This window comes from Dyella sp. 333MFSha (assembly GCF_900102405.1).
In the GTDB taxonomy this organism is placed as follows: Bacteria; Pseudomonadota; Gammaproteobacteria; order Xanthomonadales; family Rhodanobacteraceae; genus Luteibacter; species Luteibacter mycovicinus.
The window spans coordinates 1-20,218 of the sequence record NZ_FNBR01000010.1; the positions used below are offsets into that span (position 1 = coordinate 1).

The 20,218-nt window shown below is 66.3% G+C and carries 17 protein-coding genes; 2 read left to right on the forward strand and 15 right to left on the reverse strand.

Annotated elements, in window-relative coordinates; all coding sequences use genetic code 11:
- From BLT40_RS19640 to BLT40_RS19705, 14 genes are all read right to left on the reverse strand, one after another.
- The coding region (locus tag BLT40_RS19640) for a transposase (protein WP_090356207.1) at positions 1–256 on the reverse strand (256 nt) is incomplete at its 3' end.
- Between the two features lie 69 nt (positions 257–325).
- Positions 326–4,198: a YhdP family protein gene (locus BLT40_RS19645; RefSeq protein ID WP_079520757.1), complete on the reverse strand. Its 3,873-nt coding sequence runs from the start codon at positions 4,196–4,198 to the stop codon at positions 326–328.
- 30 nt (positions 4,199–4,228) lie between these two features.
- Positions 4,229–5,713: a ribonuclease G gene (gene rng, locus BLT40_RS19650; protein ID WP_036115267.1), complete on the reverse strand. Its 1,485-nt coding sequence runs from the start codon at positions 5,711–5,713 to the stop codon at positions 4,229–4,231.
- 55 nt (positions 5,714–5,768) lie between these two features.
- Positions 5,769–6,326, reverse strand: coding sequence for a Maf family protein (locus BLT40_RS19655; RefSeq protein WP_090356212.1), 558 nt, complete (start codon positions 6,324–6,326; stop codon positions 5,769–5,771).
- Between the two features lie 10 nt (positions 6,327–6,336).
- Positions 6,337–6,807, reverse strand: coding sequence for a 23S rRNA (pseudouridine(1915)-N(3))-methyltransferase RlmH (rlmH, locus tag BLT40_RS19660; RefSeq protein ID WP_036115269.1), 471 nt, complete (start codon positions 6,805–6,807; stop codon positions 6,337–6,339).
- Between the two features lie 7 nt (positions 6,808–6,814).
- On the reverse strand, positions 6,815–7,204 hold the full coding sequence (gene rsfS, locus BLT40_RS19665) for a ribosome silencing factor (RefSeq protein ID WP_036115271.1): 390 nt from the start codon (positions 7,202–7,204) through the stop codon (positions 6,815–6,817).
- A 122-nt stretch (positions 7,205–7,326) separates the two neighbouring features.
- Positions 7,327–7,968, reverse strand: coding sequence for a nicotinate-nucleotide adenylyltransferase (gene nadD, locus BLT40_RS19670; RefSeq protein ID WP_090356215.1), 642 nt, complete (start codon positions 7,966–7,968; stop codon positions 7,327–7,329).
- A complete protein-coding gene (gene holA / locus BLT40_RS19675) occupies positions 7,965–8,975 on the reverse strand; it encodes a DNA polymerase III subunit delta (protein WP_090356219.1) in 1,011 nt (336 codons plus the stop codon). The genes nadD and holA overlap by 4 nt, the downstream gene beginning before the upstream one ends.
- Before the next feature lie 12 nt (positions 8,976–8,987).
- The gene (gene lptE, locus BLT40_RS19680) at positions 8,988–9,545 is read right to left on the reverse strand and encodes an LPS-assembly lipoprotein LptE (RefSeq protein WP_036115282.1); all 558 of its coding nucleotides are present in this window, start codon (positions 9,543–9,545) and stop codon (positions 8,988–8,990) included.
- A 2-nt stretch (positions 9,546–9,547) separates the two neighbouring features.
- Positions 9,548–12,295 (reverse strand): leucine--tRNA ligase, encoded by a 2,748-nt coding sequence (gene leuS, locus BLT40_RS19685; protein WP_090356224.1) that lies wholly within the window; start codon positions 12,293–12,295, stop codon positions 9,548–9,550.
- 515 nt (positions 12,296–12,810) lie between these two features.
- A complete protein-coding gene (locus BLT40_RS19690) occupies positions 12,811–13,401 on the reverse strand; it encodes a PqiC family protein (protein ID WP_036115296.1) in 591 nt (196 codons plus the stop codon).
- Positions 13,398–15,077 (reverse strand): PqiB family protein, encoded by a 1,680-nt coding sequence (locus BLT40_RS19695; protein ID WP_090356228.1) that lies wholly within the window; start codon positions 15,075–15,077, stop codon positions 13,398–13,400. The genes BLT40_RS19690 and BLT40_RS19695 overlap by 4 nt, the downstream gene beginning before the upstream one ends.
- The gene (locus BLT40_RS19700; RefSeq protein ID WP_090356239.1) at positions 15,074–15,694 is read right to left on the reverse strand and encodes a paraquat-inducible protein A; all 621 of its coding nucleotides are present in this window, start codon (positions 15,692–15,694) and stop codon (positions 15,074–15,076) included. The genes BLT40_RS19695 and BLT40_RS19700 overlap by 4 nt, the downstream gene beginning before the upstream one ends.
- Positions 15,691–16,302: a paraquat-inducible protein A gene (locus BLT40_RS19705; protein ID WP_090356243.1), complete on the reverse strand. Its 612-nt coding sequence runs from the start codon at positions 16,300–16,302 to the stop codon at positions 15,691–15,693. Before BLT40_RS19705 ends, BLT40_RS19700 begins: the two co-directional genes overlap by 4 nt.
- A gap of 171 nt (positions 16,303–16,473) precedes the next feature.
- Between BLT40_RS19705 and trxA the strand changes: the two genes are divergently transcribed.
- A complete protein-coding gene (trxA, locus tag BLT40_RS19710; RefSeq protein ID WP_090356246.1) occupies positions 16,474–17,349 on the forward strand; it encodes a thioredoxin in 876 nt (291 codons plus the stop codon).
- Positions 17,350–17,365: 16 nt separating this feature from the next.
- Here the strand turns inward: trxA and BLT40_RS19715 are convergent, their stop codons facing one another.
- A complete protein-coding gene (locus BLT40_RS19715) occupies positions 17,366–17,809 on the reverse strand; it encodes a DUF4442 domain-containing protein (RefSeq protein WP_036115314.1) in 444 nt (147 codons plus the stop codon).
- A gap of 139 nt (positions 17,810–17,948) precedes the next feature.
- Between BLT40_RS19715 and BLT40_RS19720 the strand changes: the two genes are divergently transcribed.
- A complete protein-coding gene (locus tag BLT40_RS19720; RefSeq protein ID WP_090356252.1) occupies positions 17,949–19,844 on the forward strand; it encodes a M61 family metallopeptidase in 1,896 nt (631 codons plus the stop codon).
- Positions 19,845–20,218: the final 374 nt, after the last annotated feature.

Below are 20,218 nucleotides of genomic sequence, written 5' to 3' on the forward strand. Positions count from 1 at the left end.
CACGCTCCTGTGCCAACACCGCACGAGCGTCTTCAGAGGCTTTCAACTGTCCCTGAAGCTGCGCGATGAGGCGTCGCTGCTCCACCGGATCGTCCGGTATCGCCGCTTGCCGTTCGCGCCATTCCTCCACCCATCGCCTCAGGGCCGTCGGCCCCAGACCCATCATCTGAGCGGCTTGAGGCGGGGTATATCCCACCTCGACCACCAGTCGTATTGCCTCGGCTTTGACCGCTGCCGGAATTTTTCTATGAGCCATGATTCACCTCGCAGGAGATTTTGCTCCTACTTGGTGGTCCTGAAAAACCCGGCCATTACAGGCGCGCTCCTACAACGGCTTGGTGGCCGTGGAGGGCTCGCCCTTCTCGATCGGGGTGAACACAGGTTTATCCCAGCTGCCCGTGACGTGGTACCGCTTGCGCGCCGCCTGGTTCAGACCGCGGCCCAGGATGCCCTGAACGGCGAGACCCGCCGCGGCGCCGACGGGACCGCCGGCCAGCGCACCGACGACCGGCAGGCTGTTGCCGAGGTGCGGCACCACCAGCACCTCCTGATCGTAATCACGCGCCTTCAGGCCCGCCCGGCCGGTGATGGTGATCTCCGCGGCGGGACCGCGAATCTTGAGGTTGCTGGTGCTCGCGTCACTGTTGGCGAAGCGGAAGTCGCCGGTGATCGAATCGAACGCGAAACCCTTGCCGAGCACGTCACCGAAGTCCAGCGCCATGCGACGCGGCAGATCGGTCACGGAAACCAGCCCGAACAGACGACCGACGCCGGGCTGCACTTCGAGGATCCGGCCCTTGGCCACGTCGACCTTCAGCGTGCCGTCCATGTTCGCCAGCGCAAGCGCTGAAGGGCCACCGGGCCACGTCGCGTCGAGCCGTGCCGACGTGCGCCCGCCCTGCAGGATGCCTGCGAAACCGAGCGCGTCGAACATGCGCGCCACGTCCTCGGAGGCGAAATCCATCGCCAGATGCGTCCTGCTGCGCTTTTCGTCACCGTTCCAGTCACCCGACGCGGTGATCTGTACGTTCTTCGACTGCGCGCGCAGCTGGTCGATGTGCATGCCTTCGTCCGTCGGCCAGGTTTCCAGCCGGGCTTCGCCGAGCTTCGCCTTACCCAGACGCATATCGCTGACCTGCAGATGCATCGGTGGCAGGCTGGACGGCGCGACACCCGCCTCGTTCGCATCGGCCGGCTTCCTGGCGGCAGCGGCATTGTCTTTTGCTTCTTCGGCTTTGGCCGCCGTGGAGGCGACCGTAGCGGCCGCACCCGCGGCGGCCTTGCCCTTCTTCGCGGCGTCCGCGGCATCGTCGGCCGATGGCCACCAGATGCGATCCATCCGCGCCGTGATACCGCGGCGCCGCATTTCTTCGTTAGGTACGGTCATCTGGCCGGCGAGGGCCTCACTCTCGACCTTGAGCGACAGCGCCTGCGGACCGGGATTGGCGACGATATGCATGTCGGCGAAATGCTGGCCGAAAACCTCGGCATCATCGGTAACCAGGTCGAGCGAACTCAGTCCCGGCCCTGTCCCGCCCGTCGACAGGCCCACGACGTACTGCACCCATCCGGATACGTCGAGCTTCGCGGCATGTCCACCGATGAGGTAACCCTGTGCAGGCAGGGCGGCCGGCACACTGGTGCCGAGATTGAAGGCGGCGGCGATGGGAACCTTGTCGGTGGGCAGACGCAGGCGCCCACGCACGACGTCGCCGATGGCGACATCGAGACGCGCACCGTCGACCGGCAGACCGACGCGCACCGATAGCGGCTGGGGCACGCTGGCGGCTTTCTTCACCGGCGTCGGCATCAGCAGCTCGACGCCGCGCAGGTCGGAGTCGACCGTCAGGGTCTGCGCGGTGGCATCCCCCTGCCCTGTCTTGCTGAGGTCGAAACCGACACGGAACGTGCCGCGGCCCCTGGCGATGTCCGCCAACCATTTGAGGTTTTCGTACTGGCCTACCAGTTCGTCCATCGTGAACGCGCCGGTGACCGTCGCGTCGACGATCTTCGCCGGATCGCCGGTGCCGCCCGCGATGGCGAGGTCGAGGTTCGCGGGCTGGCCGCGGAACAGCGTCTTCAGACCCTGCGCCGTGAACCCCTTACCGTCGAAGCTCATGGGGCCGGTGATTTTATCCAGGCGCAGCTTCCACGCGTCGGCGACGAGATCCGCATCCTTGATGGTCGCCCTGCCGTCGAGGGTGAAGTCCTTCGTATCCTTCAGCGGCAACAGCAGGTTGAATCCGAATTCACCGGTGCCACCGAGTTTCATCTTGTCCAGCGTTTCGCGGCTGCTGGTGCCGACCGGGCTGTTCTTCACGAAATCGAGGTAGCTGCCACCTGTCCCGGCGCCGCTCAGCTTCAGATCGAGCACGCCCTCACCGAAGTCGGCGATCACCGCCGATGCCGCGCTGATGGCATTGCCGAGCGAATGGCCTTCCGTGGCGTCGATCGACATGCCGTTGTCGACAAAGCTCGCGACCGCGGAAATGCCTTCGGCACGTGGCCAGCCCGTGCCGTAGTCGAGCACGGTGTCGTCGATGACGGCGCGACCTTCGAAGCGCCCCTCGTGGTTCCTGAACGGAAACTCGCGCAGGTTGCCGCGAATGAGGGCCGAGCCGCTTTCGATACGCCCGGAAACGATCGCGCGGTTGAGCCAGTTCTGCGAGCCTTCCGACATCGAGTGAATCGGCCAGAACAGCTTCGCCGCGGCCACGTCGCCTTCGCCCAGCGCGACGTACATATCCATGAAAGGCCCCGTGTCGGCGGCGGGCAGAACGAATTCCCCCCGCGCCTGACCGCCGAAGCCTTCGCCGCGAAAATCGAGCGGATCGACACCGATGTGCCAGTCGCCCTCGTCCTTGTACACGGCGATGTCGCCGCCCAGTGACTTCATGACGAAGGGCTTGCGGAAGATGCCGGTGGCGTCGATCGTCGTCGTCTGCGTCGGGAGGCTGAGCGACATCGCCTCGGCGTCGCCAAGCACTTCGCCCTTGAGCGATGCGATGCCGGGCAGCGTACCGCTCGCGTCGATGCCCAGTCCGGAGAAGCCGGCGCGGACGAATTCGATACCGTCGATGGAATTCCAGTCGGCACGCAGGTCGTCGAAGCGACCGCGCGGGTGCCCTTCGCCGAGCCATCGGGCGAGCGAGGGCGACATCTGCGGAAGGATCCCCGCCCACGGCAGCAGCGGCGCGAGATCGACACGGCGCCCCGCCAGGGTGCCATCCGTCCGGTCGCCGACCGTGTTCAGCAGCAGCGCGAGATCGCCACCGTCACGCCCCGCCCAGTCCACGCGCTGACCGTTGGCGGTGCGATGCAGGCTGACGATACCGTGCAGGCCTGCCGTGGTTACCGTTCGCGCGGGCCCACGTACCGCGAGACCATCGAGATCGATACGCGACGTCATGCGCACGACCCTGGCGTCGCGCCAGTCCAGCCAGGTCTCGATATTTCCTTTGCCGCCGGCGAGTGCGTAGCCACCGGCCTCGAAGTCGCCGGTGAGCGCGGCAAAATCCACGTCCGCGCCCTTCACATACACCCGGCCATGCGAACCATCGGCGGCGAACCGCCCCGCGGCCGTGAGCACCGTGCTGACGTTTTCACGGCGCAGGGTGCCGCCGATGCGCAACGCGTTGTCCTCAAGACTGACACGCAGCTGATCGGCGATCAGCCCGTAGTGTCGTTTCGTGGTCTCGTCGTTGATGTCGAGGCGCAGGTTGCTGAGCCACAGGTCCGCTGAAAGGTTATCCAGCGAGACTTTCTGCGTGCCGCCGCCGGTGGCGAAACCGTCGATGCTCCAGCGACCGTCGGGCGCACGGCGCAGCCCCAGTCGCAGATCGCGGAGCCGCAGGTTGATCAGGTGACGCGACGGAAGGATGAAGGCACCGAAATCGAGTTTGACCGCCGCCTGGGGCAGACGCAGCGGTTCACCGCCGTCGGTGGGCGACACAGTCACGTCGCGCATCACGAACAACGGCCCGGAAGGTCGCCAGAATCCTTCCAGGGACGCGAAGTGAACCGGCCTGTGCAAGGCGTCGCTCAGCATCGCCGCGACACGATCGGGATACCGCGCCGCCAGCGGCAGCAACAGCTGGCCAAGCGCCATGATCAGCGCGAGCACGACCAGCACGCTCGCGACCAGACCCAGAAGGAAGAACCGCAGGCGTCTCAGGCGATGGCGCCAGCCGGCACTCACCGGCCGACGTTCCGGCGACGATCGCCGGGCTTAAAGAAGAACGACATCGAACTGTTCCTGCGAATAGTGTTCTTCCGCCTGGAAGCGGATGCTCTTGGCGATGAATTCCTCGAGCTCGGCCACCGCCGCCGATTCTTCTTCGAGAATGCGGCCGACGACTTTCGGGCTGGCCATGACGAGCAGTTTCTGCGCATTGAACTGGCGCACGGCGCGGGTGATCTCGCGGAAAATCTCGTAGATCACGGTCTCGGCCGTCTTCAGCGTACCGCGGCCGCTGCATGCGGGGCATGGTTCGCACAGCTGCCGCTCCAGGCTTTCCGTGGTGCGCTTGCGGGTCATCTCGACCAGACCCAGCGCCGACATCGGATAGACCGTGGTCTTGGCGTGGTCTTTGACCAGGCCCTTTTCGAGCATGCGCAGCACCTGCCGCTTGTGCTCGTCGTCGATCATGTCGATGAAGTCGATGATGATGATGCCGCCGAGATTGCGCAGGCGCAGCTGGCGCGAGGCCGCCTGCGCCGCCTCGAGATTGGTGCGGTACACCGTTTCCTCGAGGTTGCGGCTGCCGAGGTAGCCGCCCGTATTGACGTCGATGGTGGTCATCGCTTCGGTCTGGTCGACGATCAGGTAACCGCCGGATTTCAGCGGGACTTCCTTGCGCAGCGCGCGCTGGATCTCGTCCTCCACGCCGTAGAGATCGAAGATGGGACGCTCGCCCGCGTAGTGCTCGATGCGGTCGGACAGCACCGGCATGAACTTGGCCACGAATTTGACGGTTTTCTCGTAGGTTTCGCGTGAATCGACGCGTACCTTCTCGATGCCGTCGTTGAGCGAATCGCGCAGTGAACGCAGCGGCAGCGAGAGTTCCTCGTAGACGCGCTCGCCGACCTTCGCCTTCTGAATGTTCTCCTGCACGACGCGCCAGACCTTGCTGAGGTAGGTCACGTCGAACGCCAGCGATTCTTCCGACTGGCCTTCCGCATTCGTCCGCACGATGTAACCGAGGTGGTTCTCGCCGATCAGCGGAAGGATGATGTCCTTCAGCCGCTGGCGCTCGGCTTCTTCCTCGATGCGCACGGACACGCCCAGCGTGCGTGAATGGGGCAGCAGTACCAGGTAACGCGACGGGATGGAGAGATGCGTGGACAGCCGCGCGCCCTTGCTGCCGATCGGATCCTTGACCACCTGAACGACGATTTCCTGGCCTTCGTGCACCAGTTCGCTGATCGGCGGCACCGGACCGTGTCCGTTGGACTTGCCTTCGGTGGCATCGGTCGGCGGCAGCGACGGACGGACGATGTCGGAAGCATGCAGGAACGCCGCGCGCTCCAGTCCGATCTCGACGAACACCGCCTGCATGCCGGGCATGACGCGCTGCACCCGGCCCTTGTAGACGTTGCCCACATAGCCGCGCTTGGTCGCACGTTCGACGTGGACTTCCTGCAACATGCCGTTTTCGACAACGGCCACGCGCGTCTCACGCGGCGTGACATTAATCAGGATTTCCTCGCTCACCGCGCGCCCTTTTCCTTGAGTCATCGTGCTTTATAGCCCGCGCGTCCCGCGCCTGTCACGGTCCGCGAAGCAGTCGGGACGTTTCGAACAAAGGCAAGCCCATGACGCCCGTGTAGCTTCCGGAAAGATGTTCCACGAAAGCGGCGGCACGTCCCTGGATGGCATACGCGCCGGCTTTGCCGAAGCACTCGCCCGTATCGATGTAGGACGCGATGTCGGCCTCCGGGAGCGCCGCGAAGCGCACCGTCGATACCGACACCACCCGACGCTCGCCGACAGCCTCTACGAGCCACACGGCGGACACCACACGGTGCTCGATACCCGAAAGCCGCCTCAGCATGTCGGCCGCGTCGGCCGCATCGCGGGGCTTGCCGAAGACGTCGTCACCGAGCACCACCTCGGTGTCGGCGCCCAGGACACGGGCGCCCGCCTCCGCGGCCACCCGCGCGAAACCGGCACGGGCCTTGTCCAGCGCGACGCGGGAGACGTAAACGTCGGGCGTTTCGCCGGGCTGACGGATTTCTTCGACATCGACGTCGAGGGTGCGGTGGGATTCGCCGATCTGCGCGAGAAGTTCCCGACGGCGCGGGGATTGCGAAGCCAGGTACAGCACGGCGGTTCCTTCAGGCCCGGTGGTAAGGGTGACCGGCCACGAGCGTGGTCGCGCGGTAGAGCTGCTCCGCGAGCACGAGGCGGACGAGCATGTGCGGCAGCGTCAGCGGGCCGAGCGACCAGCGCTGGTCGGCCCGTGCCAGCACATCGGGCGCGTGGCCGTCGGGACCGCCGATCAGGAAGGCCAGATCGCGACCGCCCATGCGCCATTGTTCGAGCTGCCGGGCGAGGTCTTCGCTGGACCACGTCCTGCCCCGGCCATCGAGTGCGACGACGTGGATGTCGCGCGGCAGTGCCGCGAGGATCGCCGCGCCTTCGTCGAGCGTGGCACGCACGTCATCGCGGCCCTTGCCACGCGTGCCGGGTTTGATCTCGGTCAGATCCAGGGGCAGCTCGTGGGAGAGCCGCTTGCGGTATTCGGCGAAGCCCTCCGCCACCCAGGCCGGCATGCGCTCGCCGACGGCGATGAGGCGGGCCCGCACGACGGACTCAGGCGTGGTGCGAGGCTTCGTAGCCGTCGTCGCCGACGGTCCACAGGCGCTCGAGGCCGTAGAACTCGCGGATACGCGGCATCATGACGTGGACGATGATGTCGCCCAGGTCGACGAGGACCCACTCGGCCTCGGTCTGGCCTTCGACGCCCAGCGGCATGACGCCCGCTTCCTTGGCGAACTTGATGACTTCGTCGGCGATCGACTTGACGTGACGGGCCGAGGTGCCCGACGCGATGAACAGGATGTCGGCGATGGAGGTCTTGCCACGGACGTCGATTTCGCGGACGTCCTTGGCCTTGAGGTCTTCCAGGGCCGCGACCACGCGCTGGCGGAGGTGCTCGTTGCTGACGGTGGACTTGGCCTTACGGGATGCGGACGAACTCAAGATGCGAAAACCTCGTACGGCGGAATGCCGGCGCTGGGGCGGAGTATACCTCCGCCGGGCACGGGGCGCGTCAAATGCCTTGGCAGCTAAAGCAGCGCCGGCGGGGCCCAGCTGGCGGGCGATCAGCGCCCGAGGGCACGGTAAGGTGCCAGCAACGCGTCTTCGGCAAAACACTCCGACGGCATCAGAAAGCGCGGTTCGTTCCCGCCCGCGAACGACTCCCGGATCGCCGTCGCGGCGATATCCAGCGGCGTGATGGCGATATCGAGCACCCGTCCCGCGGGCCCATGCGGCCGCGGAGCGCGGCGATCGGCGATGAACGCCGAAAGTTCGGCCGACGGCTCATGCGTGACGCCCGGCCGGTTGAGCACCCCGACATGCGCCAGCGTGAACAACTCGCGCCAGAGGTGCCACGACGCCAGACCGGCGAAGGCGTCGGCACCGACGAGCAACACCAGCGGACGATTCGGGCCGATCTCCGCGCGCAGCGACGCCAGGGTGTCCACGCTGTACGAGGGACCGTCCCGGTCGAGTTCGCGGGTATCGATGCGCAGCCGGTCCTGACCGGAAAGCGCTGCCCGCAACAGCGCCACGCGGCCGGCCGCATCGGCTACCGGCGGCGGACGGTGCGGCGGCGTACGGGCCGGCACGAGCCGAACCTCGGCATCCAGGGCTTCGGCGGCCTCCCAGGCGGCACGCAGGTGACCGTTATGGATCGGGTCGAACGTGCCTCCGAGAATGGCGAGCGGTCGCGCTTCGCTCATGCGAACGCCACCGCGGCGCGCGGCTCGGCGATGGCCGCGATGAGCCGCTCGGCCTCGAGCCAGGGATTGCCCTGCTCGCGACCCTTGGCCATGCGGTCGATCCGCGCGGCACGGGCAAGGCAGGCCATCCAGTGCTCGCGCGGCGCACGACGCAGCGCCTTGCGGAACAGTTGTTCGCGCGCGGGCCACAGGCGCTCGACCTTGGCCTGCGCCGCGAAATCGCGGGCATTGGCCAGACGCAGCGCCAGCTGCAGCTGATTGACGATCCAGCCCATAAGGGCGATCAGCTCGTCGCCCTCGGCATGCAGGCCGGCGAGAATGCGCAGTGCGCGCCCTCCCTCGCCCGCGAACGCCGAATCTGTGAGCTTGAAGGCATCGAAACGAGCGCTGTCCGCGACCAGGCTCTCCAGCGCGGCGGCGTCGAGACGCTGATCGCCGGCGAGCACGACCAGCTTGTCGATCTCCTGGGCGGCGGCGAGCAGATTCCCCTCGACACGCTCGGCAAGCAGCGCGACGGCGTCAGGACTGGCCTTGACCCCCCGCGAGGCAAGACGATGGCCCACCCATTGCACCCATTCGTTCGGCCGGGGCGCATTGAAGATCACCTGGATGCCCGCCTGGTCCACGTTTTTCGTCCAGACCGCCTCGTGCTTGGTGCTCCACTCGGTAGCCGTGATGAGCAGCGTCGTATCCGGCGGCGGATGGCCCGCGAATTCGCTGATCGCCGCACTGCCGTCCTTGCCCGCGCGGCCGCCGGCCAGACGCAGGTCGAGCAGACGCTGCGTAGCGAACAGGGACAGACCCGCGGACGAGCGGGCCAGATCGTCCCAGTCGAAGCGACTGTCCGCTTCCAGCACTTCGCGCTCGCTGTAGCCCAGCCTGCGCGCCATCGCGCGCACGGCATCGGCCGCCTCGAGGACGAGAAGCTCTTCGCCGGCGAGCAGGTAGACCGGAGCCATCCGGTCGCCTGCAAGATGTTTCTGCCACTGGGCCGGGTTGAACGGCACGTCGCTACCCGGTCAGTTCGACGATGCGGGCGCGGCCGGCGCACCCGCGGCTGCCGCCGCCGGATGCACGGTGGCCGCTTCAAGCCGGAACAGGATGGCCTGGACCATGTCGCCGATCAGGCTGCGCTGCAGTTCTTCGGTCTGGCTGGCGGTACCGATCGTATTGGTGGCGTCGTAGCTGAATTCACGGGACATATCGACACCCTGCGGCGCGATGATGACCGTGCCGTCGCCCGCCTTCGCATTGAAGTCGACGTGGTAACGGACGGCGTATTCCGTGACACGCGCGGTGCCGCTGACAGTGAGCGAATCCGTGCGGAAGTTGTTCGACGTGATCGCCAGCTCGGCCGCGTCGACCGCCGCATGGTCGACTACGGTGACGTCGGCGTTCGACAGGGCGCGGGACAGTTCGCGCTCGAGTCGGCCGCCACCGGCCACCGTCAGGTGGATCTTCTGCATGCCGGGCGGCAGCGCCGCGGACTGTCGCAGGTGGAAACCGCAGGCACTGAGCGGTCCCACGATGGCGACAAGGGCGGCGACACGAAGCAAGCGAAGCGGGTTCGGGCTCATGATTATCCTGCGACGATGTTGACGATCTTGCCGGGCACGACGATCACCTTGCGCACGGTCTGCCCTTCCAGCAACCGCGCCACGGCGGGCTCGGCGCGGGCCATGGTCTCGGCCTCATCCTTCGAGGCCGAAGCCGGCACCTCGATGGTAGCGCGAAGTTTGCCGTTGACCTGCACCGCGTAGGTCAGGGAGTCGCGGACCAGGGCGGCCGGGTCGACGGCGGGCCAGCCCGCGTCCTCAACCAGGGTCTCGCCGTGACCCAGCACCTGCCACAGCGCATGCGACAGATGCGGGGTGAACGGGTTGATCAGCTGGACGATGGCCGTGAAGGCTTCCTGGCGCAGCGCGCGACCGGCGACACTGGCATCGTCGAACTTGCTCAGGGCGTTGAGCAGCTCCATCAGCGCGGCGATCGCCGTGTTGAAGGACTGGCGACGGGCGATGTCGTCGGTGACTTTCTGGATCGTTTCGTGCAGCTGACGACGGACGGTCTTGCGCACCGACTCGCCGGCCGGGTTATCGCCCTGATCGCCAGCGGCGGCCTCGGCGTGAGCCGAGACGTCCCGCCACAGGCGGCGCAGGAAGCGCGCCATACCTTCCACGCCCGCCTCGTTCCACTCCAGCGACTGGTCCGGCGGCGCGGCGAACATCGAGAACAGACGCACCGTATCGGCGCCGTACTTCTCCACCATCGACTGCGGATCGACACCGTTGTTCTTCGACTTGGCCATCTTCTCGATGCCGCCGATCTCCACCGGCTCGCCATCGGTGCGCAGGATCGCGCCCACGATGCGCGCGCGCTCGTCGCGCTGCACGTCCACGTCCGCCGGGTTGAACCAGGTCAGGCGACCGTCGTCCGCCTTGCGGAAGTAGGTTTCGGCGATGACCATGCCCTGGCAGAGCAGGTTGGTGGCCGGCTCGTCGCTGTTCACCAGGCCCTCGTCACGCATGAGCTTGTGGTAGAAGCGGAAATACAGCAGATGCAGGATCGCGTGCTCGATGCCGCCGATGTACTGGTCGACCGGCATCCAGTAATTGACGCGTTCGTCGACCATGGCGTCGGCACCCGGGCTGGTGTATCGCGCCGGATACCAGCTGGATTCCATGAAGGTATCGAACGTATCCGTCTCGCGCTCGGCCGGACCGCCGCAGTTCGGGCAGGTGGTCTTGCGCCATTCCGGGTCCGCCTTGATCGGCGACTGCACGCCGGAGAACGCGACGTCCTCGGGCAGCACCACGGGCAACTGATCCTCGGGGACCGGCACGGCGTCGCAGTTCGGGCAGTAGATCACCGGAATCGGGCAACCCCAGTAGCGCTGGCGGCTGACGCCCCAGTCGCGGATGCGCCAGTTGACCCGGCGCTCGCCACGACCCGCCGCAGCCAGCTTCGCCGAGATGGCTTCGAACGCTTCCCTGAATTCCAGGCCGTCGAACTCGCCCGAGTTGATCAGCGTGCCGTAGTCCGTATACGCACCGGCCGTCTGGATGTTGGTTTCGAAGGTCTTGATCGTCTCGACCGCGGCCGAGGACTGGTACGCGTCCGACGAACCGCCGTCCAGTGCGTTCTGCACGGTGTCGGTGCCGTCGGCGGCGAGGTCGCGCCTGAGCTCGGCGACGGCGTCGACGACGCCACGATCCACGACGACCATCTTGATCGGCAGCGAATACTTCTGGGCGAACTCCCAGTCGCGCTCGTCGTGACCGGGCACGGCCATCACGGCGCCGGTGCCGTAGCCCATCAGAACGAAGTTGGCGACCCACACGGGCACCTTCTCGCCCGTGAGCGGATGCGTGGCATCGATGCCGGTGTAGTAGCCGCGCTTTTCCTGTGTTTCCAGCTCGGCCTCGGACACGCCGCCGGCCTTGCAGCTTTCGATGAATTCGGCGAGGCCGGGATTGCCCTCAGCGGCGCGCGTGGCGATCGCGTGCTCGGCGGCGACCGCCAGGTACGAGACGCCCATGAGGGTATCCGGACGCGTGGTGAACACCGTCAGCGGCTCAGCCTGACCGTCGACGTCGAAGGTGATTTCCAGGCCTTCGGAGCGACCCAGCCAGTTGCGCTGCATCGTCTTGACCGCGTCGGGCCAGCCCGGCAGCGTGTCCAGGCCGTCCAGCAGCTCCTGCGCGTAAGCGGTGATCTTCAGGAACCACTGGGGGATCTCGCGTTTCTCGACCACGGCGCCCGAGCGCCAGCCCTTGCCGTCGATGACCTGCTCGTTAGCAAGCACGGTCTGGTCGACCGGGTCCCAGTTGACGACACTGTTCTTGCGATACACCAGGCCTTTCTTCATCAGCCGGGTGAACATCTGCTGTTCCCAGCGGTAGTACTCCGGACGGCAGGTGGTGACCTCGCGAGTCCAGTCGTACGCGAAGCCCATGCGTTTGAGCTGCTCGCGCATGTGATCGATGTTCTTGTACGTCCACTTCGCCGGCGCGGTGTTGTTCTTGATCGCGGCGTTTTCAGCGGGCAGACCGAACGCATCCCAGCCCATGGGCTGGAGCACGTTCTTGCCCTGCTGGCGCTGGAAACGGCTGATCACGTCGCCGATCGTGTAATTGCGGACATGGCCCATGTGCAGCGCGCCGGAGGGGTACGGCAGCATCGAGAGGCAGTAGAACTTCGGCTTGCCGGCGTCTTCGACGACTTCGAAGGCACGCGTTTCATTCCAGAAGTGCTGGGCGGCGGTCTCGACGGCGGCCGGCGTATAACCGCCCTGCTCGCGCGTGCCCTGGTCTTGGGTGTCCTGCATGGTGTTCGGTACCGGTCGGATGCTCAGGTGGCCGCACGAAAAAGCGCGGCGCTCAATCGCGGGAGACTAGCTTACGGGGGGTGTTCAAGGCAAAAGCGTCTGGCGGGACTGAGGCAAGGGGGGCGTGGGCTGCCATTCCTGTCGCTAGGTCCTCCTACGGCCTTCGCCTTCGTGCGGAAGCGCTCCAGGAACGGCAGCCCACGCCCCCCTTCCGGCGCTACAGCAGGTTGCGAGGCGAGCAAGGCACGATGGGTGCCTCGCCCGGCGGCGACGAGCGCGGCTCCGGCCTGAGGTTGTCGCAATCCTAAGAGCGCCTGAGCACCTTGCGCACATCCGCTTTTCAACACGAAACGACACCGGTCGGAGGGTGCCGCCGGGTGTCGTTCTCGGAGCGCTTCCGCACGTAGGCGAAGGCCGGAGGAGGACTTAGCGACGAGAATGGCACCCGGCGGCGCCCATGCCTCGACGCGCTGTGCGTCAAGCCCGACGGCGCAGCCGAGGCTAACCGCCCCCCGTTACTGGCAAGCCCCCGCCTGCCCCGCCGCCACGGCCCTGACGGCCGCTGCAACCTGGTCGGCGGCCTTGGCCAGCGCGCGCTGGTGAGCGTCGACCAGGCTGTCGTAGGTGCTGCCGGCCGGCTCGCTGACGCGGGAAGCGCAGGTGCTGGCGGCATCGGCGGCGCGGACCGACCAGCTGGCCTCGAGGGTGGCATTGCCGCCCACCTCCGAATCGAAACGACGGACATCGAACTGCACGCGGACGACCTTGCTGTCCTTGGCGCGCGGCAGCCCATGGACATCGTGGGTACCGAGGCGCGTCGACAGGTCGGCCGCGAGGGCACCGCGGATTTCGTCGCCCAGTGGCGACGCCCAGCGTTCGCCGTCGAGCACGGCGATGCCGCTGGCACCCTGACGGAGCACCAGGGCCGGCTGGTCGACCTGCGGCGGGACGGCCACCGCCTGTACGTCGATGACGAACGGTGCGGCGGCGGACGCCAGCGCCGCGGACGGCGGGATCAGCGTATGGAAATGCGTGGGCGCCGAAGAGCACGCGGCTAGCGTGCCCAGCAGGGTGACGGCGGTGGCGAGGCGGAATGTGCGGATCATGGCTGTACGTCCTTGCCCTGCTTCGGAGTCGACGGGAGGATGACCTTCGGCGGCGCATCGGCACCGCGTCCGCGCAGCAGCGCTTCCGGGTGACGGCCGAGGTAGTCGGTGAGGGCGCCCACGGAACGTACCGTGCGCTGCAACTCCTCGAGCGTATTGGCAATGTTCTGCTGCAGCGGCGAGTCTTCGGACAGCGCGTCGTTGGCCGTGCCGACCGTCTTGTTCACACCCTGCAGGGTCTTCTTCGCCTCGGGCAACAGCTCGCCGTTGACCTGCTTCAGCGTGCCGTGCAGCTCCTGCAGGCTGCCGTCGAGATTCTTGCCGATCGAGTCGAACGGGATCTTCTCGACCTTGTCGACGATGCTGGATATCTGCTCCTGCAGGTGATCGAAATCGCCCGCCATCGTGGGTACTTCGAGCGGCTTGGTGCTTTCGTTGAACGCGACCTTCGGCGCCTTCTTGTCGAAGTCGATCGCGATATAGAGCTGGCCGGTGAGCAGGTTGCCCGTACGGGCCTGCGCACGCAGCCCATGGTCGACCATGCCGTGCAGGATGCGCGGCATCTGCTGCTCCTCGTTGCCGCCCACCGCCGCGCGGAGTTTCTCGTCGGCCTTGCCGAGGCGCTGCGGGTACACCAGGGCACCCACGACCACCGGAAAGGTCTTGTTGACCGGGTCGTAGTCGAGATTGACCGACACCACGCGGCCGACCTTCACCCCGAGGAACTCCACCGGCGCATCCGGTGCGAGACCACGCAGGGAGTGCTGGAAGGTCATCCGGATGTAGAGCGGCTTGCCGTCGGGCGGCGCCAGCGCCGTCTGCTGGTCGTTGAACAGGGTGAACTCGGCCATCTCGTCGGCCGGCGTCTCGTCGTGCGGACCCGGCGCGGACTGGAAGGCCACGCCGCCCGCGATCACCGTGGCGATCGACTGCGTGTTGAGCTTGAGCCCGTCGGCGCCGAGCGACACGTCGACACCGCTGGCGTTCCAGAAACGGGCATCCTTGCTGACGAAGCGATCGTTGGGACCGTCGATGAACAACTGCAGGGAGACGCCCTTACCGTCCTTGTCGAGCTCATAGGAAACGATGCGGCCGACCTGGATGCGGCGGTAATAGACAGGTGAACCGATATCCAGCGAGCCCAGATCCGAGGAATGAAGCACGAAGCGACGGCCTGGCGCGCCGTGGGTCACGGCGGGCGGCGTTTCGAGGCCCGTGAAGTCGGCCTGGTCGTCTTCGGAGTCGCCCGCGTCGGCGCCGATGAACGCGCCGGAAAGCAGCGTGTCGATGCCCGACACACCGCTGGCGCCGATACGCGGCCGCACGACCCAGTAGCGGGTGCCCTTGGTCGCGAAGGCCTTCGCATCCTTCTCGAGGTCGATCACGACCGAGATATGCGTGCGGTCCTTCGACAGGCGCATCGTGGTGACCTTGCCGATCACCACGTTCTTGTACTTGACCTGCGTCTTGCCCGCCTCGATGCCTTCGGCGGTCAGAAAGGTCACGGTGATCTGCGGTCCGGCGGACAGCGCGTGGTTGACCAGCAGCGAGATACCGACCAGAGCGGCCACGATCGGCACCAGCCAGATGAGCGAAAAGCCCAGCTTGGACTTGCGCACCTCCGGCTGCGGAAGTTCGTCGGGAGACGGCGTGTTTCCCTCGTGGGTGTCGCTCATTGCGATTTCCTTTTGTCCCAGATCAGCCTGGGATCGAAACTCATGGCCGCCAGCATCGTCAGCACGACGACGATGCCGAAATACACCACGCCGGGCAGGGGCTCGACGCGGCTCAGTATCTTGAAATGCACCAGCGCGGACAGGATCGCGACGACGAAGACGTCGAGCATCGACCAGTACCCGATCAGCTCGACGAAGCGATACAGCTTCGACCGCTGGCGGGCCACCATGTCGCTCGATCGCTGAACCGAGACGAGCAGGTAGCCCATGATGATGAACTTGAGCATGGGGACGATGATGCTCGCCGTGAAGACGATGACCGCCAGGCCCGGCGACCCGGCCCGCCACAGCTCGAGGATGCCGCTGAGGATGGTGTTGTCGTCTTTCGAGGACAGGCTCTGCGTGCGCATGATCGGGAAGATGTTGGCCGGGATGTAGAACATCGCGGCGGCCAGCAGCAGGGCCCATGACCGGGAGACGCTGGCGTGTTTACGACCGTGCAACGGGCTGCCGCAGCGGGGGCAATGGGCGTGCTTGTCGTCGGTATAGGCAGTGACCAGTCGGCAGACGTGGCAGGACATGATGCCCATGTCCACGGCCCGGGGTGGCGCGTTCATGCGTTGGCGTCCTTCGTGACATCCCACAGGTGGCGCGGATCGTGGGTGGAGAAGACCGTGATCAGCAGCGTAAGGAAGCCAAACGCCCAGATACCCGGACCCGTGACCACGTCGAAATAGGTGTGCGCCTTGACCACGGCGACCAGTGTGCCGAGCATGAAAACCTCGATCATGCTCCAGGGCTTGACCCGGACCAGCGACGACATGGCCCGGGAGAACCCCGGCGCCCGCCGACCGTCGCGGGCGAAGAACAGCACCCAGCCGAAGATCATGATCTGGGCCAGCGGGAAGAAGAACAGGGTCAGCGCCGTCAGCACCGCGACGATCTGCGCCCCGTCGTGCCACATGGCGATCACCGCGCCCCATAAGGTGGTCGCGGCGGTCATCCCCGACAGCCCGAGGGTGACGATCGGCGATACGTTGGCGATGACGAAGACGATGAGCGCCGCGACGATCAGGGCGAACTGGCCGTCCACGCTCAGCCACTGATGGCGATCGAGCACGGCCCCGCAGACGACGCAGTCGGAAACCTGTCCACGGGCCAGCGGACGCTTCCGGTAAACGGAGTCGCAATGCTCGCAGATGATGAGGTCCTGACCCTTACGCATGCCAACCCGGCGGTTCCGGGCCGGCTGGCCCACCGGCGTATGATCGCAAATCCGCGTAAACGGCGCATGACGAGCGCCCTAGGTCTGGTCCTAAAAGCGCGTGCGACCTTGATATGCTCCCGCCCTTCCCCGATCTTGGGGGCATCGACATACCGTCCCAGGAGTTAGCCCGTGAGCAGTGCCCCGACCCGCAGTGAACACGTCTTCGACGCGACCACCGCCGGTTTCGAGACCGACGTCATCCAGGCCTCGCTCGAAACGCCGATCCTCGTCGACCTGTGGGCCGAGTGGTGCGGCCCGTGCAAGTCGCTGGGTCCGATCCTCGAAAAGCTGGCGGGCGAGTTCAACGGCGCCTTCCGCCTGGCCAAGATCGACGTGGACGCCGAGCAGCAGCTGGCCGCCATGTTCGGCGTGCGCAGTATTCCCACGGTGATCCTGATCAGCGGCGGGCAGGTCGTCGACGGTTTCGCCGGCGCGCTGCCCGAAGGCCAGATTCGCGAATTCCTGACCAAGCACGGCGTCCAGCCGGCGGAAGCCGCCAATGACGACGTCGCCGCGGACGTGGCCCCGCCGGAAACCGCCGAGGACGCGATCAACCGCCTGCAGCAGGCGATCGCCGCCGAACCGGACCGCGCGGAACTGAAGCTCGATCTCGCGCTGGCCCTGATGCGGGCCGGCCAGGTGCAGCCGGCACAGGCGGAGCTCGACGCCCTGCCCGCCAACCTCGCCACCGACGCCCGTGCCGTCCGCCTGCGCAGTCAGCTCGAACTGGCGCGTGCCCTCGAAGGCGCCCCGTCGCTCGAAGTCCTGCGCGAGCGCGTGCAGACCGACGACAACGACTGGGAAGCCCGCGACCTGCTCGGCGTGCGTCTGCTGATCGAAGGCGACAGCGCCGCCGGCCTCGACCAGTTCCTCGACATCCTCAAGCGCCAGCGCGACTGGCAGGACGGCCAGGCAAAGAAGCGCCTGCTCGCCGCCTTCGCCACCCTCGACGACGCGGCGCTGGTCAGCGTCTACCGGCGGAAGATGGCGTCGCTGGTCTTCTGATCGACACGGGCGCGGCTCAGCGCCGCTTGCGGCGCACGTACAGTTGCTTGCGTACAGTAGCGACCAGTTCGCCCGACGCGGTGCGGATATCGGTATCGAACCAGCGCAGGTGCTTCTCGCCGTCGGCGGTCATCTCGCGGATCTCATCGAGCAGCGCGTCGTCGACGCGGAACTCCGCGAAGACATCTTCCCGACCGGGCGCGACGAAGCGGATTTCGCCGGCCTGGTCCCAGACGATGTATTCGCTCCCCAGCGACTTGAGCACCATGATCATCCAGAACGGATCGGTCATCGAGAACAGGTTGCCGCCAAAGTGTGTGCGCACGTAATTGCGGTTGTACCAGGCAAGCCTGAGCTTCACCCTGACGTAGCGGTAGTCGTCCATCTTCACCACGCGGATGCCGGCGAACAGGAAGGGCGGCCAGGCATTGAAGATGCGGCGCAGGGTCGATGCTTTCATGGCGCCATGCTAGCCGCGGCTGAGCGGTGGGCGAAGTACCCCGTTTAAAACAGGTATGACCTTTGGCACAGGTCGCTCCGGGACGCGGCCCCGACTATCGGGCGATAACGATCTCGTCCGCCAAGGGGAACCCAGAGCCATGCGCCTGCCGCTTCGTCGTGCCACCCTCGCCGCCGCCGTCTTGTCGGCGATGGCTATCTCCGCCGCCGCATCCGCAGCCCCGGCCGTTTCGCCGCCCATTCCCGCCGCCGTGGACAAACCGTACGCCGGCAATATCACGCTCAACGTGGACCTGTCCGACGCCGCGAAGAACATCTTCCGGGTGAAGGAGACGATTCCGGTAACCGCCGGACACGTGGTGCTGCACTACCCGAAGTGGATCCCGGGCGTGCACGGCCCTTCGGGCCCGCTGTCCAACGTCGCCGGCATCCAGGTCACCGCCAACGGCAAGAAGATCCCGTGGCGTCGCGACCTGCAGGAGATGTATGCCTTCCACGTCGACGTACCCGAAGGCACCGACAAGCTCGAGCTTTCGTTCGTTTATCTCGCTCCGGCAACGCCGAACTACGTGCCGCTCTCATTCAATGAAGTGTCGTTCTATCCGGCCGGCTACTACGCCAGCCAGATCAAGGTCGATCCGAGCGTGACCCTGCCTGCCGGCTGGAAGTACGCATCCGCACTGGAGACCGCGTCTCAGAGCGGCAACACGGTCAGTTTCAAGACCGTGAGCTACGAGAACCTGGTCGACTCGCCGGTCATGAGCGGCAAGTACTTCAACCGCATCGACCTCGCTCCGGGCCAGGAAACGCAGGTGCACCTCGACATCACCGGCGATACCGCCGCGGGCGTCAAGGCCACCGACAAGCAGATCGAAGTACAGCGCAACCTCATCGTGCAGGCAAACAAGCTGTTCGGTGCGCACCACTACGGTCATTACGACTTCCTGCTGGTGACCTCGGATCACACGGGTCATTTCGGGCTCGAGCACCACCAGTCCAGCGACGATCGCCTCTTCGCCAACTTCCTCACCGACGCCGACGTCAACGTGGCCGCGGGCACCCTGCTTCCGCACGAGTACATCCATTCGTGGAACGGCAAGTTCCGTCGTCCGGCGGACCTGTGGACGCCGACCTTCGCCGAGCCCATGCAGGACGACCTGCTCTGGGTCTACGAAGGGCTGACCGACTACTGGGCCGGCGTGCTGACCGCCCGCTCGGGCATCTGGACCACCGACCAGTGGCGTGACTCGCTGGCGGGTATCGCCGCCGACATGTCCGCACGCACGGGCCGTTCGTGGCGCTCGCTGCAGGACACGGCCGACGGCATCCCGCTCTCCTCGCGCGGCGGCAGCCCGGGCTGGGGCAATCTGCGTCGCAGCTCGGACTACTATCCGGAAGGCCAGCTGCTCTGGCTGGACGTCGATACGAAGATGCGCGACCTGTCCGGCGGCAAGCACACGCTGGATGAATTCGCGAAGGCCTTCTACGGCATGGACAACGGCAGCTATACGCCGAAAACCTATACGTTCGAGGACGTCGTCTCGACACTCAACGGCATTCAGCCGTTCGACTGGGCGAGCTTCCTGCGCCAGCGCCTCGATTACACGGGCGACACCCTGCCCGAGCACGGCATCGAGGGCGGTGGCTGGAAACTCGTCTACGACGACAAGCCGACCGCGTTCGCGAAGACAGCGGAAAAGATCCGCAAGTCGGTCAACCTCGCCTACTCACTCGGCATCGTCGTGAACGACAAAGGCTCGGTCACCGACGCGCAGTGGGACGGCGTGGCCGCGAAGGCCGGTCTCGTGCCGGGCGTGCAGCTGGTCGCGATCAACGGCAAGGATTACTCGGCGCAGGTCCTGAAGGACGCCGTGACCGCGGCGAAGGGTACGAGCACACCGATCGAGTTCCTGATCAAGAGCACCGACGACTACGCCACGATCAAGGTCGATTATCACGAGGGGCTGAAGTATCCGCATCTCGTGCGTGGTGAGGGCAAGGACCTGATCGGCGCGATCGCTACGCCTAAGAAGTAACGAGGCGCGCGGGGAGACATAGGGTCGGAGCGAATGGCGGCGTATGTTCCGCCATTCGCTCTGGCTTTTTTTTTGCGCCGCTGGTGGCGTTTTTTAGGGCTCGGCTGTCGCCTTCGCGTTTGGCTTTGTCGCGGCGTGTGGTGTCGAAGGGAAGAGCCGGCGGGTGCCACCCTCGCGTCCACGCCTGCGGCTACCGGACGCGAGGGTGGCACCCGCCGGCTCTTTGGGGGACTGAGGCAACGTGGGGTCGAGCGGCGGCTCGCTTCGTGGTTGGGACCGCTCGCCTGCCTGTTTCGGATGGCCTCGTTCGCCCTAGTGGGGCTGAGGGTTCGCGAACAGGGTTCGCTCCTACCGCACGGCGACCGCAATGGGGG

What these genes read in the sequence shown, in the direction of transcription:
- nadD (WP_090356215.1), bottom strand. Translation starts at nt 7,968, where the DNA reads ATGAGCGAAGCGCGACCGCTCGCCATTCTCGGAGGCACGTTCGACCCG.
- lptE (WP_036115282.1), bottom strand. Translation starts at nt 9,545, where the DNA reads ATGAGCCCGAACCCGCTTCGCTTGCTTCGTGTCGCCGCCCTTGTCGCC.
- leuS (WP_090356224.1), bottom strand. Translation starts at nt 12,295, where the DNA reads ATGCAGGACACCCAAGACCAGGGCACGCGCGAGCAGGGCGGTTATACG.
- BLT40_RS19690 (WP_036115296.1), bottom strand. Translation starts at nt 13,401, where the DNA reads ATGATCCGCACATTCCGCCTCGCCACCGCCGTCACCCTGCTGGGCACG.
- BLT40_RS19695 (WP_090356228.1), bottom strand. Translation starts at nt 15,077, where the DNA reads ATGAGCGACACCCACGAGGGAAACACGCCGTCTCCCGACGAACTTCCG.
- BLT40_RS19700 (WP_090356239.1), bottom strand. Translation starts at nt 15,694, where the DNA reads ATGAACGCGCCACCCCGGGCCGTGGACATGGGCATCATGTCCTGCCAC.
- BLT40_RS19705 (WP_090356243.1), bottom strand. Translation starts at nt 16,302, where the DNA reads ATGCGTAAGGGTCAGGACCTCATCATCTGCGAGCATTGCGACTCCGTT.
- BLT40_RS19715 (WP_036115314.1), bottom strand. Translation starts at nt 17,809, where the DNA reads ATGAAAGCATCGACCCTGCGCCGCATCTTCAATGCCTGGCCGCCCTTC.
- BLT40_RS19720 (WP_090356252.1), top strand. Translation starts at nt 17,949, where the DNA reads ATGCGCCTGCCGCTTCGTCGTGCCACCCTCGCCGCCGCCGTCTTGTCG.